15 protein-coding genes are annotated in these 14,812 nt (G+C 53.0%); all 15 read left to right on the forward strand.

Annotation, left to right across the window (positions count from 1 at the left end):
• The 15 genes from flhA to tsf all read left to right on the forward strand — a co-directional run bounded on the left by flhA (position 1) and on the right by tsf (position 14,733).
• On the forward strand, positions 1–2,040 hold the full coding sequence (gene flhA / locus ACZ5N7_RS03955; RefSeq protein ID WP_464657602.1) for a flagellar biosynthesis protein FlhA: 2,040 nt from the start codon (positions 1–3) through the stop codon (positions 2,038–2,040).
• A complete protein-coding gene (gene flhF / locus ACZ5N7_RS03960) occupies positions 2,037–3,407 on the forward strand; it encodes a flagellar biosynthesis protein FlhF (protein ID WP_464657603.1) in 1,371 nt (456 codons plus the stop codon). Before flhA ends, flhF begins: the two co-directional genes overlap by 4 nt.
• The gene (locus ACZ5N7_RS03965) at positions 3,400–4,272 is read left to right on the forward strand and encodes a MinD/ParA family protein (RefSeq protein WP_464657605.1); all 873 of its coding nucleotides are present in this window, start codon (positions 3,400–3,402) and stop codon (positions 4,270–4,272) included. Before flhF ends, ACZ5N7_RS03965 begins: the two co-directional genes overlap by 8 nt.
• Positions 4,273–4,334: 62 nt before the next feature.
• Positions 4,335–5,444: a protein-glutamate methylesterase/protein-glutamine glutaminase gene (locus ACZ5N7_RS03970; RefSeq protein WP_464657607.1), complete on the forward strand. Its 1,110-nt coding sequence runs from the start codon at positions 4,335–4,337 to the stop codon at positions 5,442–5,444.
• Positions 5,445–5,522: 78 nt separating this feature from the next.
• A complete protein-coding gene (locus tag ACZ5N7_RS03975) occupies positions 5,523–7,577 on the forward strand; it encodes a chemotaxis protein CheA (protein WP_464657609.1) in 2,055 nt (684 codons plus the stop codon).
• 31 nt (positions 7,578–7,608) lie between these two features.
• Entirely contained in the window at positions 7,609–8,070 is a 462-nt protein-coding gene (locus ACZ5N7_RS03980) for a chemotaxis protein CheW (RefSeq protein WP_464657611.1), read from the forward strand.
• Positions 8,071–8,074: 4 nt separating this feature from the next.
• Entirely contained in the window at positions 8,075–8,695 is a 621-nt protein-coding gene (locus ACZ5N7_RS03985) for a chemotaxis protein CheC (protein WP_464657613.1), read from the forward strand.
• On the forward strand, positions 8,692–9,180 hold the full coding sequence (locus ACZ5N7_RS03990; RefSeq protein ID WP_464657614.1) for a chemotaxis protein CheD: 489 nt from the start codon (positions 8,692–8,694) through the stop codon (positions 9,178–9,180). The genes ACZ5N7_RS03985 and ACZ5N7_RS03990 overlap by 4 nt, the downstream gene beginning before the upstream one ends.
• 2 nt (positions 9,181–9,182) lie before the next feature.
• Positions 9,183–9,611 carry a hypothetical protein gene (locus ACZ5N7_RS03995; protein WP_464657616.1) on the forward strand — a complete coding sequence of 143 codons (429 nt, stop codon included), beginning with the start codon at positions 9,183–9,185 and terminating at the stop codon, positions 9,609–9,611.
• A gap of 8 nt (positions 9,612–9,619) precedes the next feature.
• Complete coding sequence (locus ACZ5N7_RS04000; protein WP_464659133.1) at positions 9,620–10,408, forward strand: FliA/WhiG family RNA polymerase sigma factor; 789 nt, start codon at positions 9,620–9,622, stop codon at positions 10,406–10,408.
• A gap of 66 nt (positions 10,409–10,474) precedes the next feature.
• Positions 10,475–11,881: a DUF342 domain-containing protein gene (locus tag ACZ5N7_RS04005; protein WP_464657618.1), complete on the forward strand. Its 1,407-nt coding sequence runs from the start codon at positions 10,475–10,477 to the stop codon at positions 11,879–11,881.
• Positions 11,882–11,917: 36 nt separating this feature from the next.
• Complete coding sequence (locus tag ACZ5N7_RS04010) at positions 11,918–12,541, forward strand: hypothetical protein (RefSeq protein WP_464657620.1); 624 nt, start codon at positions 11,918–11,920, stop codon at positions 12,539–12,541.
• The gene (locus tag ACZ5N7_RS04015; protein ID WP_464657622.1) at positions 12,534–13,031 is read left to right on the forward strand and encodes a hypothetical protein; all 498 of its coding nucleotides are present in this window, start codon (positions 12,534–12,536) and stop codon (positions 13,029–13,031) included. The genes ACZ5N7_RS04010 and ACZ5N7_RS04015 overlap by 8 nt, the downstream gene beginning before the upstream one ends.
• Before the next feature lie 181 nt (positions 13,032–13,212).
• Entirely contained in the window at positions 13,213–13,911 is a 699-nt protein-coding gene (gene rpsB / locus ACZ5N7_RS04020; RefSeq protein WP_464657624.1) for a 30S ribosomal protein S2, read from the forward strand.
• A 171-nt stretch (positions 13,912–14,082) separates the two neighbouring features.
• On the forward strand, positions 14,083–14,733 hold the full coding sequence (gene tsf, locus ACZ5N7_RS04025) for a translation elongation factor Ts (protein WP_464657625.1): 651 nt from the start codon (positions 14,083–14,085) through the stop codon (positions 14,731–14,733).
• Positions 14,734–14,812: the final 79 nt, after the last annotated feature.

Below are 14,812 nucleotides of genomic sequence, written 5' to 3' on the forward strand. Positions count from 1 at the left end.
ATGAAATTAAAACCGAAAGAGCTTTTGACCCTGGTAGGCATTATCGGGATCGTCTTAATGATGGTGCTGCCCCTTCCCACGGTATTGCTGGACATTTTTTTGGTCATTAACATATCGCTCGCGCTGATTATTATCCTCATCGCGATGAGCACGGTGGATACGCTTGAATTTGCCATCTTCCCTTCGCTGCTGCTCATTACCACCCTGTTCCGGCTGGCGCTCAACGTTTCGACGACCAAGAATATTCTCGCGCACGGGGAAGCCGGCAACGTGGTCCGGTCGTTCGGGGAGTTTGTGGCGCAGGGCAACATTGTGGTCGGATTTATCGTATTTATCGTGCTGGTGCTCGTGCAATTTATCGTTATTACCAAAGGGTCCGAGCGCGTGGCGGAAGTAGCCGCAAGGTTCACCTTGGACGCGATGCCGGGCAAACAGATGGCGATCGACGCCGATCTCAACTCCGGGCTGATCAATGAGCATCAGGCCAAGGAAAGACGGACGCGGATCGCCAGGGAAGCGGACTTCTACGGAGCGATGGACGGTGCCTCGAAGTTTGTGAAAGGGGACGCAATTGCCGGCATAATCATGCTGTTCATCAACCTGATCGGCGGATTTGTGATCGGGATGGCGATGAAAGGCGATTCATTCCCGACAGCGGCGTCCACATACTCGATTCTGACAATCGGCGACGGTTTGGTGAGCCAAATCCCTGCGCTGCTCATCTCTACCGCAGCCGGTATCATCGTCACCCGTTCCGCTTCAGAGGGCAACCTGGCCGAGGATTTGTCCGTACCAGTGATGAAGTATCCGCACTTGCTTTACATTGTGGCAGGGACGATCTTCCTGTTAGGAGTGTTTACCCCGATCCATAACATCATTACTGCTCCTATAGCCGGGTTGCTCGCGTTCGCCGCATATAAAATGCAGAAGCAGCTGAACCGGAAGCAGGCGGAAGACGAGCAGCTTGTCGAAGAGCAGCAGATTGAGGAGGTACGCTCTCCGGAGAGTGTCATCAATCTGCTGCAGGTGGATCCGATCGAATTCGAGTTCGGTTACGGGTTGATTCCTTTGGCAGACACTGGGCAGGGCGGAGATCTTCTGGACCGCATTATCCTTATCCGCAGGCAGTGCGCTTTGGAGCTGGGACTCGTCGTGCCGGTCATCCGGATCCGCGACAACATCCAACTGAGGCCTAACGAATACATGATCAAAATAAAAGGAAACACCGTGGCCAGCGGCGAGCTGCTGTTAAATCACTATCTAGCGATGAGCCCGGGGATCGACGACGAATCCGTAGTCGGCATCGACACCGTGGAGCCGGCGTTCGGGCTGCCCGCCCTTTGGATCGACGAAAACACGAAGGAAAGAGCCGAGCTGTCCGGATACACTGTAGTCGATCCGCCTTCCGTGGTGGCCACTCACCTCACAGAGGTGATCAAGCGCCATGCCCATGAACTGTTGGGCAGACAGGAGACGAGAGCTCTGATTGACAATATCAGGGAAACTTATCCGGCGCTGGTGGAAGAGCTCATTCCAGGCCAATTGTCGATCGGGGAAGTGCAAAAGGTACTGATCAAGCTGCTCAAGGAAAAAATCTCCATCCGCGACATGGTGACCATTATGGAAACGCTGGCCGATTACGCGGGCTACACCAAGGATCCGGAAATTCTGACGGAATATGTGAGACAGGCGCTGGCGAGACAGATTACCCGGCAGTTTGTGGCCGACGGCGATTCCTTGAAGGTGGTCACGGTGGGACCCGCCCTGGAGAAGAAGCTGGCCGAGTCGGTACAGCAAACCGACCAAGGCTCTTATCTGGCGCTCGACCCCAATTCATCCCAGCTGATATACAGCAAGCTCTCGGAGCAGCTGACCAAGCTGATTCAGGCGGGCCAGCAGCCTGTGATCCTGACGTCGCCTACCGTACGTATGTATTTGCGCCAGCTTCTGGAGCGCACCATGCAGGACATTCCCGTTCTGTCCTACAGCGAGCTTGAGCCCAACGTCGAAATTCAAAGCATGGGAGTGGTGAACTTATGAGAGTGAAAAAATATATTGTGGATTCCATGCCCGACGCGCTTCAAAAAATCAAGCTTGATCTGGGTAAGGACGCGGTCATTCTCAATACGAAGGAACTGAGGACCGGCGGTTTTCTGGGAATGTTCGGAAAAAAGAAGATCGAGGTCATTGCCGCAATTGACGAAAGCGTGGGAATCAGTGAAGCTCCCGGCGCACCCGTGCCGAAGGGCCCGGCATCCTATAAAACGCCCGTTCATGCTGCAGCCAGTTATGCCGCTTCTTCCCCTAATCCGGTCAAAAGGGAACCGTCCGTAGCTGTAATGGAAGCGGCGGAGCATTTAAACTTTGCGGAGGCACGGGAAAGCGCAGCCGATTACGGGGACGCGCCCGCCGCTTCCTCTCCCTGCTCTATTGCCCCGAAGGATCTTTTTAACGAAGCGGAGCGTTTGAAGCGGGAAATGGCTCATTCGCAGAAACAGAAAAAGCCGCTTGCCGCCATGAAAGGCAGGGAAGACCTGCTGCTGGACGAAATCCGCCAGATGAAGGCAATGGTGCATAAGCTATCCTCTCCAGGCGAGGAGGCCCCGGCTCTGCCCGAACCATTTCAAGTGCTGGAAGCCAGGATGGTCGAGCAGGAAGTGGAGCCTGCGATTGCCCGGCAGCTGGTCGATCAAGCGCTGCAGGCCGCCGAGGAGCATGGGGCGCCGGCAGGCTTCTCCGAAGCGTATGAACACGTGGCGAAGCAGCTCCTTGGCGTCCTCCGATCGGACGAGCCCAAGCCGATCGCCCAGGATACCCGTATCGCCCATTTTGTTGGGCCTACCGGTGTGGGAAAGACCACAACGATTGCCAAGCTGGCGGCGGAACAGGTGTTGAAGCATCGAAGAAAAGTCGGTTTCATCACCTCCGACACGTTCAGGATTGCCGCCGTGGAACAGCTCAAGACTTACTCTACCATTCTCAACGTTCCGCTCGAGGTCGTCTTCTCGCCCCAGGACCTGGGAAAGGCTTTCCGCAATCTGGAGGACTGCGACATCATTTTTATGGACACGGCCGGGCGCAATTTCCGCAACGAAATGAATGTTTCGGAGCTGAACGCGCTGCTGGGCAGCCGCGGGAAGAGCGAGAGTTTTCTGGTGCTGAGCCTGACCATGAAATATAAGGATATGAAGGCGATTACCTCCAATTTTAATAAATTCACACTTGACAAGGTGCTCTTTACCAAAATGGATGAGACCGACACTTACGGCTCTATTGTCAATCTCGTACACGATTTCTCGCCTTCTTTGTCCTACGTGGCCTATGGGCAGAACGTTCCGGACGATATCTCGCAGATCGACGAACAGCGGCTGATTGCCCGGATCCTGGGGGAACAAAGCGATGAATGACCAGGCGCAAGGGCTGAGGAATCTGGTGAGCGAGCAGACGGATGCTCCAAGCCGAAAGACGAGGATCATTACCGTCACCAGCGGCAAAGGGGGAGTGGGCAAATCCAATTTCACCCTGAATTTCGCTCTTGCTCTGCAGTCGAGGGGATACAAAGTTCTTGTGTTTGACGCCGATATCGGCCTTGCCAATATTGATGTGCTCATGGGAATTACCTCAAAGTACAGTCTGTATCATTTGCTGAAAAAGCAAAATTCCATATGGGAGATCATCCAGAAAGGACCGCTTGATCTGCAGTTTATCGCGGGGGGCTCCGGCTTTAACGACCTGCTGCGGCTGACGGAGGAAGAGCTGAATGATTTTGCGGAACAGGTGAACCTGCTTAACGGGTTTGTGGATTTCATCATCTTCGACACGGGGGCCGGTTTATCCAAGGAAACATTAAAATTTATCATTGCCGCAGAGGAAACCTTGGTCGTAACCACACCAGAGCCGACAGCCATTACGGACGCGTATGCGATTATCAAAATGGTCAACGCCATGGAGCTTGAGATTGATTTCAAGCTGGTTATCAACCGGGTCACTGATCCGGGGGAGGGGAAGCAGACTGCCGACAAAATCGCTATGGTGGCCAAAAGATTCCTCGGGATTGACATTCCGACACTAGGCTACGTGTACGACGACGCCAATGTCTCCAAAGCGGTAAAAAAGCAGGTGCCTTTTACCTTGATGTATCCCGCATCACAGGCGTCCAAAGGGATTTATGATATTGCCCAGCGGTTCATCTCTGGACAGCAGCACACCGCCCAATCCGACACCGGAGGCGTAAAACGGTTCCTTTCCAAGATGTTGAAGCTTTTATCCTGACGCCGCCCGTTCTCGTTTAAGAATAATTGTTGCGGCAGGCAGTCACATGAGGTGTGTATCGATTGGCGCGTTATAAAATATTGGTTGTAGACGACTCTTTGTTTATGCGAAAGCTGATTTCCGATCTGATTGCCGGCGATGCCGCTTTTGAGGTGGTTGATACGGCAAAAAACGGAAGAGAAGCGATAGAGAAAATTCATCAATGGAAACCCGACGCGGTGACGCTCGACATTGAAATGCCAGAACTGAGCGGCCTTGAAGCACTTAAGCTTATAATGAAGGATTGTCCGACGCCCGTCATTATGCTGAGCAGCCTGACGCATGAAGGCGCGGCCGAAACGATCAGGGCATTGGAGCTCGGGGCGTTTGATTTCGTCAATAAACCGTCCGGTTCTATTTCATTGGATTTATATAAGGTAAAACAACTCCTTTTAACAAAGCTGCACTCTGCCGTCCAGACAAAAGTTAAATGCCTGCAGCCTGCTAGTGAAGAGAGGAAGCCGATCCCGCGAGAGCCTAAGCCGGCCGCGGCTGAGCCGAGGAAAGGCGCCATCCTTGCGTCCTTGCCTAAGCCGCCGGGAGCCAAGGCTGTAAGCCATCTTATCGCGTTAGGCATATCGACAGGGGGGCCCAGGGCGCTGCATGCCATGTTTTCGCAGATTCAGGCTAACTTCCCGGCACCCATCCTCATTGTCCAGCATATGCCTCCCAATTTCACCAAATCGCTGGCGCAAAGGCTGGATAACTGTTCCGCCATGAAGGTAGTTGAAGCGGAGCAGGGAATGATCCTGGAGAACGGGACGGCTTATGTGGCGCCGGGCGGTTATCACATGAAATTGGCCAGAGTCAGTGCTGGGGCATCCTACCGGATCGAGCTGAGCAAGGAAGAGCCCGTTTCGGGCCATCGGCCTTCGGTTGAAATGATGTTCCGCTCCCTGCTGCCTTTGAAGGAATTAAAACGGCATATCGTGCTGATGACCGGTATGGGCAGCGACGGGGCCAAAGGGATGCTCGAGCTCAAACAGGCCGGAGCCGTTACGACGATTGCAGAATCGGAGGAGTCGTGCGTGGTGTACGGTATGCCGAGAGCTGCGGTGGAGCTGGGCGCGGCAATGCATGTGGTGCCGCTGGGCGGTATGGTCAAGAAGCTGGAGGACTGCGTCAGCAGGTAGGGACCGGGAATAGAAAGCTAAAGGGGCGGATGCTGCGTCTCACATCTACATACTAAATTTTTCGGTGGTGAAGCGATTGTGGAAATGAACCAATATTTATCTCTGTTTATTGATGAATCGAGGGAGCATCTTCAAGCGATCAACGAGAATTTGCTCAGCCTGGAGAACAGTCCCCAGGATATAGGCATACTGCACAACATTTTCCGCTCGGCGCACACGTTGAAGGGCATGTCGGCCACAATGGGCTATGAGGATTTGGCTTCTCTTACCCATGAAATGGAGAACGTGCTGGACCTGGTCCGGAACGCGAAGCTGGAGATGAACCCTTTCATATTTGACTGCTTGTTTCAAAGCATCGACGCTTTGGAATCCATGGTGGGCGATATTATCGGCGGCGGCTCGGGCCAAGCGGATGTAACGGAAATTGTCGTATCCTTGAAATCGATCGTAACCGGCGATTACAAGAAGCCGGAATCCCCCTCCGGAAAGGTTTCGCCTGCCGCATCGGGCGAAGATGCTCTGGACGAGTTCCAGTTTTCCATTCTGCTGCAGTCCGTGGATGCCGGGATGAAGGTCTTCCGTGTGGATGTGGCGGTCCGTGAGGACTGCTTCTTGAAAGCCGCGAGAGCTTATATGGTGTTTGATGTGCTTGAGCGGAACGGGGAAGTGGTGAAAGTTCTGCCTTCCGTCCAGGACATCGAACAAGAACAGTTTGACCGGACATTTTCCGTGTACTACATTTCGGAAATCGATGCGGCAGAGCTGCAGAAGGCGATCGAGAGCGTCTCCGAGATTGAGTCGGCTCAGGTGACAGCCGTCACAAAGGAAAGCCTGGAGACGGCCGCAGCAGCAGCTCCGTCGTCCGCAGCTGCTGCTGCGGCTGAGGTCGCCGCTGCGGCAGCACCGGCTGCGACTGCACCCGCCGTTAAAGCGGCGCCAGCCGCGGCACGTCCCGCAGCCGCTTCCGCCGGAGCGCCTGCGGCAAGCAGGACGATCCGCGTCGACATCGAGCGGCTCGACGCGCTGATGAACCTGTTCAGCGAGTTGCTCATTGACAGGGTGCGGCTCGAGCAGCTGGCGTCGGAGGTCAAGCGCAGCGATCTGAACGAGACGGTGGAGCATATGGCCAGAGTCAGCGGAGACCTGCAGGACATCGTCCTGAAGCTGCGGATGGTGCCTATCGATACCGTGTTCAACCGGTTTCCGCGGATGGTCCGTGATTTGGCCAAGTCGTTGGATAAAAAGATCGATTTCCTCATCACCGGGGCGGAAACGGAGCTGGACCGCACCGTCATTGACGAGATCGGAGATCCCCTGGTGCACCTGCTCCGCAATGCGGTGGACCATGGCGTGGAGCCGATCGGCGACCGCATCGCAGCAGGGAAAAGCGAAACCGGAACGATTCATTTGCGGGCCTTTCATTCCGGGAATCATGTGTACATCGAGATCGAGGAAGACGGACGCGGCATAATCCGGGAGAAGGTGCTGGCCACCGCGTTAAAGCGTGGAATCGTGACCGAAGATCAGGCGGCCCGTATGCCGGATGAGGAAGTACAGCAGCTGCTGTTCGCTTCCGGTTTTTCCACGGCGGATAAAATTTCCGATATTTCCGGGCGCGGCGTTGGGCTGGATGTCGTGAAGACCAAAATTCAAAGCCTGGGAGGAACAATCCATATTACTTCAAAGCCCGGGCTGGGCACCAAGTTTACTGTTGAGCTCCCGCTAACTTTGTCCATTATTTCAGCAATGCTGGTCCGCCTTGGCAATGAAAAATTCGCGATACCGCTGTCTTCCATTGTCGAAACGGTGATCCTTTCGAGGGAACAAATCCGGCACGTACACGGAAATAAGATGATGAACTACCGCAGCAACGTCATCCCGCTTATTTCGCTTGCCAAAGTATTCGATTCACCCGAGTATTCCGAAGAAAGTGAGGAAGAGACCGAAGTGGTGATCGTGCGAAAAGGGGATAAGCTTGCCGGCTTGTTCATCGATAATTTCATCGGCCAGCAGGAGATCGTGCTGAAAGGGCTGGGTAAATATTTGACGAATGTGTTCGCCATATCCGGAGCAACCATCCTAGGCGACGGACAAGTGGCTTTAATTATCGATACCAACGCTTTGCTAAACTAACGAATTTTAAATTATGACGGGAGGCCTGGCAATGGCAGAAGAAGTGAAAGTTATCATATTTGCTCTTGCGGAAGAAGAATACGGAGTTGAAGTGGATCTGGTAAAAACGATTGAAAGAATGCAGCCGATGACCCGCGTCCCCAAGACTCCGGCTTTTGTCAAAGGGGTAATCAATCTTAGAGGCATTGTAGTTCCGGTGATCGACCTGAGAGGAAGATTCGGTTTCGCCGAGAGCGAATACACGGACGCCACCCGCATCATTATTGTCGCCGTCAATGACCTGGAGGTCGGGCTTATTGTCGATTCGGCCAACGACGTCATCAATGTTGACACCGATATGATCGAAGCCCCTCCTGAGATCGTCGGCGGCATTAGAGCCAAGTATTTGCGCGGGATCGCCAAAATTTCCGGCGAGCGGCTGCTGATCATGCTCGATCTGTCCGAGGTTTTGAATAAAAGTGAGCTCATTCAGCTGCAGCAAATAGAGGAGTAGCGCGGTGAACCTTTTCAGGCCACTCGCCGAGTTTCAACTGGATGTGCTGAAGGAAGTGGGCAATATCGGCGCCGGCCATGCCGCTACTGCCCTCTCCAAATTATTGGATAAACCTGTGGATATGCTGGTGCCTCAAGTCAGGATAAAGGAGTTCGAAGAAATCGCCGATACCGTCGGGGGCTCGGAGCAGATTGTGATCGCCATTTTTCTGCGGGTGGAAGGGGAGGCGCCGGGCAATTTGTTCATTATTCTGTCGCTCAATTCCGCCAAGCGGCTGCTGAAAAACATGGCGGGAATCGATGTGGAGGAAGAAGGGCGGTATTCCGAGATGGAACTGTCCGCGCTTAACGAAATCGGTAATATTCTGGCCGGCTCCTATCTGTCTTCGCTCGCTGATTTTACAGAGCTTCCGATGTTCCCCAGCGTCCCTTCTCTGGCGATCGACATGGCGGGGGCCATTCTAAGCAGCGGCCTCATGCAATTGGGCCAAATGGGCGACCATGCGCTGTTGATCGACACTACTTTTGTCGAGGACCAGGCGGAAGTGGAAGGGCATTTTATCCTGATTCCGGATCCCGGCGCGTATGAAAAAGTTTTTAGGGCTCTGGGAGTCGAATCATCATGATGGAAGAGCAGTTTATTAAAGTGGGCATGGCGGACCTGAATGTGGCGCAATCGACCGAAGTGCTCAAGACGACCGGCCTCGGATCCTGCGTAGGGCTGACATTATACGATCCTAAGCGTAAAATAGCGGGTATGGCACATGTGATGCTCCCTACAGCGGAGATCGCCAGGGAAGGAAGCTTCAACGCCGCAAAATACGCGGATACGGCCATCCCGGAATTGATAAGGAAGATGACGGAAATGGGCGCGCTGGTCAAACAGATGCAGGCTAAGATGGCCGGCGGGGCGCAGATGTTCTCTTACGGCAGCGACACGATGAGAATCGGCCCCCGCAATGTGGAATCGTGCAAGGAAATGCTCAAACAGCATAGGATACCGCTCCTTGCCGAAGACATCGGGGGCAATTACGGAAGAACGATAGAGTTCAGGGCGTCAACGGGTATGCTCATTATCCGGAGTTTCCAGTATGGAGTAAAGGAAGTCTGATTATGGCGGGAACCCTTCGTTGGAATTTGATGCTAGGCTTGTTCACTTTTATAATTATCTTCATACTTTCCTTTTCCAACAATATTTGGTTGACTACGATTTTGCACAGCCTGTACGGCTTTGCAGCCGTGTTTCTGATGACCTTCGCATTCCGCTCCATCCTGGGCAGCCTGGGCGGCTTGTCGGATATGCGCGACGCGGCCTCCCCGCAGGAGGAGGCATCTTTCAAAGGAACTGGGTTCGAGGCCGTTACACCGGAGGACGACCAGGCCCTAAAGCAGCTCCTGGCCAAGGGGGAAAGTTCCGCCCTTGGCGACAGCCCGTCTTTTACGGCGCTGAGGCATGGAAAGCTCAAATCGGTGGAGGCCGCGGATCCGGAGGAGCTTGCCAATGCCGTGCGGCGTCAGCTGTCAGAAGATAAAGGATGGTGAGATTGACGATGATCCGGCAAAAGCAGTCGAATATAGCGAATTTGGACTTATGGATCAGGTGCAGAGAGGAAGGAGACCTCCCGGCGAAGCAGGATCTGATCGAGTCATATCTGCCATTGGTAGATTACGTATCCAACCGGTTGGCCGCCACGCTGCCGAAGAATATCGGCAAGGACGATCTGCACAGCTTTGGAGTGCTGGGTTTGATCGACGCTATCCAGAAGTTCGACTATCAAAGAGGACTGCAGTTTGAAACTTATGCCTCCTGGAGAATCAGGGGCGCCATCATTGACGGGCTCCGCCAAGGCGATTGGGTGCCAAGGTCCGTTAGGGAAAAGGCTAAAAGAATCGAGGAAGCTTTCCAAAAACTGGAACAAAAATATTTGCGCTCCGTCACCGATGCGGAAATTAGCTCTTATTTGAATATTAAAGAATCCGAATTTCAACAAATGGTCCAGGAAATTGCCGTGACCACGATTTGTTCTATAGACGATCCGATCCGGGAAGAAGATTCAGAAACCCGCCTTTCTTTATTAATAGATGAAACCGCCAAAAACCCGGAGTACAAAGTGGGCGAGTTTTTCCTGCAGGAGTCTTTGGCTAAAGCGATTGAACTTTTGACGGAAAAAGAAAGAACCGTCGTCTCCTTATTTTACTATGAGGATTTGTCCTTGAGCGAGATTGCCGAGGTGATGTCTTTGTCCCCATCGAGAATATCCCAGCTTCATTCCAAGGCCATCCTGCGGCTGCGCGGCGCTCTGGCACGCTATAAAGGGCAGTTGTTCCAAGATTCCTGATCAGAAATCCCGCCCTCATGGACGCCAGATTTCTGTTTCTGATGCGAAAAGTGGAGGAAATCCATCATGTCTGAACAAAGGTTCCCTTTGGAGCATTACATCCAAATAATGATTACGGCCGACGGCCAGAATGCGGTCCTTCAATTCAGTCATTGCGAGGATGATTTTTCCGTCACACAGCAGGAGCTGGAGCAGCTGATACAGGCGCGGGGAATCGTATACGGCGTGGATTTCAAGATGATTAACGAGATTGTGCAAAATCCGAAAAACTTTTTACATGCAGCCACCACTATTGCTTCGGGTCTGCCTTCTGTGGAAGGCAAACCGGGGTACATCCGTTTATTCCGCGACCTTGACAACGAAACCAGGAAGCCGATGGAGCTGGAAGACGGCAAAGTCGATTTTAAGCAGCTGGGCACGATGCCTAATGTCACGAAGGGCCAGATTATCGCGGAGAGGATCCCCGCCACGGAAGGCACTGCGGGAATGACGGTCACCGGAGAGGAGATCAAGTCCAAAGCGGGCGCCGAAGCCCGGTTCAAGATCGGCAGGAATGTGGTCGCGGACCCTGGGCACAAAGCCATTTATGCCGCTATAGACGGACTGGTCACGAGGACGGAGAAGGACAAAATCAACGTGTTTCCGGTGTATGAAGTAAACGGAGATGTCGATTTCAGCATCGGAAACATTGACTTTGTCGGTACGGTCGTCATCCGTGGCAATGTGCTGGGCGGTTTCCGTGTGAAAGCGTCCGGAGACATCAGGGTGACAGGAAGCGTGGAGGCGGCGGAACTGCAGGCAGGGGGCTCTATCGATATCGCCGGCGGCATTCTCGGACAAAACAAGGGACTCATTAAAGCGGGAGTAAACGTAAAAAGTTCATTTATTCAGGAGGGCATTGTGGAAGCGGGGGAGGACGTGATCGTTTCCCGGAGTATTATGCATTCCACCATCCGCGCCGGGCATACCGTGCTGTGCAAAGGTTCCAAAGGATTGATCGTCGGCGGGCTGGTACAGGCTGGCAGGCATATCGTTGCCCGCACCATCGGCAATTCGATGTCCACGGTGACCGCATTGGAGGCGGGAGTCGTTCCCGAGCTGCGGAACGAACTGGCGCTGCTTCGGGGCGAGCTAAAGACCGGGAGGGACAATCTCGATAAGACGGAGAAGGCGCTCTCGCTTCTGGACCAGCTGGCCGCCTCGGGAAGCCTGACTCCCGCCAAGGTCGCAATGAGGGTAAAGCTGCAGCATACGAAACGTCAAACCGTCGAACGGTTGTATGAAATCAAAGAACGCATTCTAGAAATCGAGAAATCGCTCGAGGACTCCGACCAAGCCAGCATCGACGTGATCGGGGCCGTGTACAGCGGCGTGAGAATCGTAATAGGCCGGCATACAAAATTTGTCAAGGACTCCACCTCCCAGGCCACTTTTAAAATCTTGGGCGGGGAGATCGTTCTTATCCCGCTGTAGACGGGAACTATGTTACTTGAAAAAAGGTGAACAGAAATGAATTCCGACAACCCGTTACTCTATGTCGTTTTACTCGGTTTAATATTGATCGTCTTCTCGAGGTTTCTGCCAAAATCCGCCTCTTCCTCCCCCAGTCGGCTGATGGTCAAGGAGATGGAAGAGTCGCTTGATCAATTCGGGGCGGAGATGGAAGAGCAGAACCGGGTGCTGATCGAGCTGTTTTCGGAAACGAAACGGGAATATGAGCTTCAGATCACGAATCTGGCGGGAAGGCTGGAAACGCTCGAACGGCAGAACGCGGAGCTGTCCAGGCAGTTTGGAAGGCTCGCACACGATCGCGAGGGCGCGCTTCTCCAGGCGCGCGTTGCGGCATTGCACGGCGGGTGGTCAGACCCCATGACTGGGCCGGGACAACAGGCAGCTGCAGCGCAGCAAACCGCTGCCCCGCAGGCACGCGGCAGTGAAAACCTGATCGAAGGCAGCCGACAGCCGGACGAGAAGGTGTCCCTTATCCATCTCAAGATCAGATACGCGGAGTTGTTTTCCTATCATGAGGCGGGAAAGTCCGTCGATTATATCGCGAAGAAGCTGGGCATGAACAAAGGCGAGGTCGGCTTGATCCTTCAGCTTTCCAGGCAGGAGGACAAGCTCAATGCTTAAAAACCGGTTTTTCGTGGGCGGTTTGGGGATAGGGCTCATACTCGGAGCACTGCTGCTTTATGTAATGAACTTCGCGGCCAAAGCCCCCGCACCGTCGCAGCCTCCCAAAGCTCCTGCCGCGAGCGAGCTGGACATGCAGGCGTTGAAACAGCAGGCCGGCCTTTATTACCAGGTGTTCGGCAAGGACGAGAAGGTTTATACTGAGCCTCAAGTGGACGATCTGCTTAAGCGGGAAACCGGCAAACCGGCCGACGCAAAAATTGGGGCGGATTCGACAAAGGTAGTATATATCGAGGACGGTTATAAAGCGGCCAGTGTTTCGGACATGCTGTTTAAAGCCGGTATTATCACAGACCGAAAAGCGTTTGAAGACGAGCTGTCGCGGCAGCAGAAAACAGGCAAGATCCAGGTCGGAGCCCATGTCTTCACCGCCCCCCTCGACATGAACGGAGTTATCGCAAAAATTACCGCTTTACCCGCTCCCCGGTAAGCTCCGAGGGGCTGCAAGACTGCTGTTGCAACCGTCTTTCAAGTATGTTATAGTAATTGACGGTGTTATTACACACGTCGATCAATTTCGATAACGGTGCTCTTTTTGACAAGGAGTTTTATCGGAAAATGACGTCGGCGGAGGAAACCACAAAAACCACAAATCGAGGAGGATTTACCGCATGGCAGTTATCTCCATGAAACAGCTCTTGGAAGCTGGGGTACACTTCGGACATCAGACCCGCCGTTGGAACCCGAAGATGGATCGTTACATCTTTACTGAAAGAAACGGAATCTACATTATCGACCTTCAGAAGACGGTCAAGAAAGTTGAGGAAGCCTACAACTTCGTTAAATCCGTTTCCGAAGAGAATGGAACCATTCTTTTCGTAGGTACCAAGAAACAGGCTCAAGATTCCGTTGCAGAGGAAGCCGAGCGCTGCGGAATGTACTACATCAACCAGCGTTGGCTCGGCGGTACATTGACTAATTTCCAAACTATCCAGAAGCGGATCGACCGTCTTCATGAACTGGAAAGAATGGAAGAGGACGGAACTTTCGCGCTTCTGCCTAAGAAAGAAGTTATCATCCTTAACAAGGAAAAAGAAAAGCTTGAGAAATTCCTGGGCGGTATCAAAGGAATGAAGGGCCTTCCAAGCGCCTTGTTCATTATTGATCCTCGCAAAGAGCGCATTGCCGTTGCAGAAGCTCGTAAATTGGGTATTCCCATCGTCGGCATCGTTGATACGAACTGCGATCCGGACGAAATCGATTATGTTATCCCGGGTAACGACGACGCGATCCGCGCTGTGAAATTGCTTACCGCCAAGATGGCCGACGCTGTTATCGAAGCTCACCAAGGCGAACAAACAACAGCATAATCCCGTTATATATAAACAGAAAGGGTGGTCTGCAGGTGTAATGCCTCTCACCGCCCTTTTTTTTAAAAGGTCTTCGGGGCTCCCCGCAAAGTACCAGGAATACTCTACGAAGGTTTAGCTTCACTTTGTGGGGTTAATTTAAAAAGACAATTTCCAAGGAGGACTTTACAAATGGCAGTTACTGCGGCACTGGTTAAAGAATTGCGCGAGAAAACAGGAGCGGGCATGCTGGATTGCAAAAAAGCTCTTGAAGAAGCGAACGGTGATATCACTAAAGCGTCCGAGATCCTGCGTGAAAAAGGATTGGCTGCTGCGGCCAACAAATCCGGACGGATCGCGACGGAAGGCATAGTTGAATCTTACATACATGCTGGCGGCCGTATCGGCGTGCTGGTTGAAATCAACTGCGAGACCGACTTTGTCGGCAAGACCGACCAATTCCGCGATTTCGCGAGAGACGTGGCAATGCAGATCGCAGCCGCCAACCCGCTTTATGTCCGCCGTGAAGACGTTCCTCAGGAAGCACTCGACAAAGAACGCGAAATCTTGAGAAACCAGGCGCTCAACGAAGGCAAGCCGGCTCATATCGTCGACAAAATGGTGGAAGGCCGCATCGGCAAATACTACGAAGAGTTCTGTCTGCTTGAGCAGGCATTCATCAAAGATCCGGACAAGACGATCCAGACTTTGCTCAACGAGAAAATCTCCACCATCGGAGAGAATATTTCCATCCGCCGCTTCGCCCGTTTTGAGCTGGGAGAAGGTTTGGAGAAGAAACAGGAAAACTTCGCTGAGGAAGTTATGGCGCAAGCCAACCTATAGTAATAGAATCTTGATGGCAGGAACACTTCGTGTTCCTTCTTTTTTAGAGATAGATGCATCGCAAGCCTTCATGTCACTA

The sequence above is a fragment of the Paenibacillus sp. JCM 18996 genome (assembly GCF_055392555.1).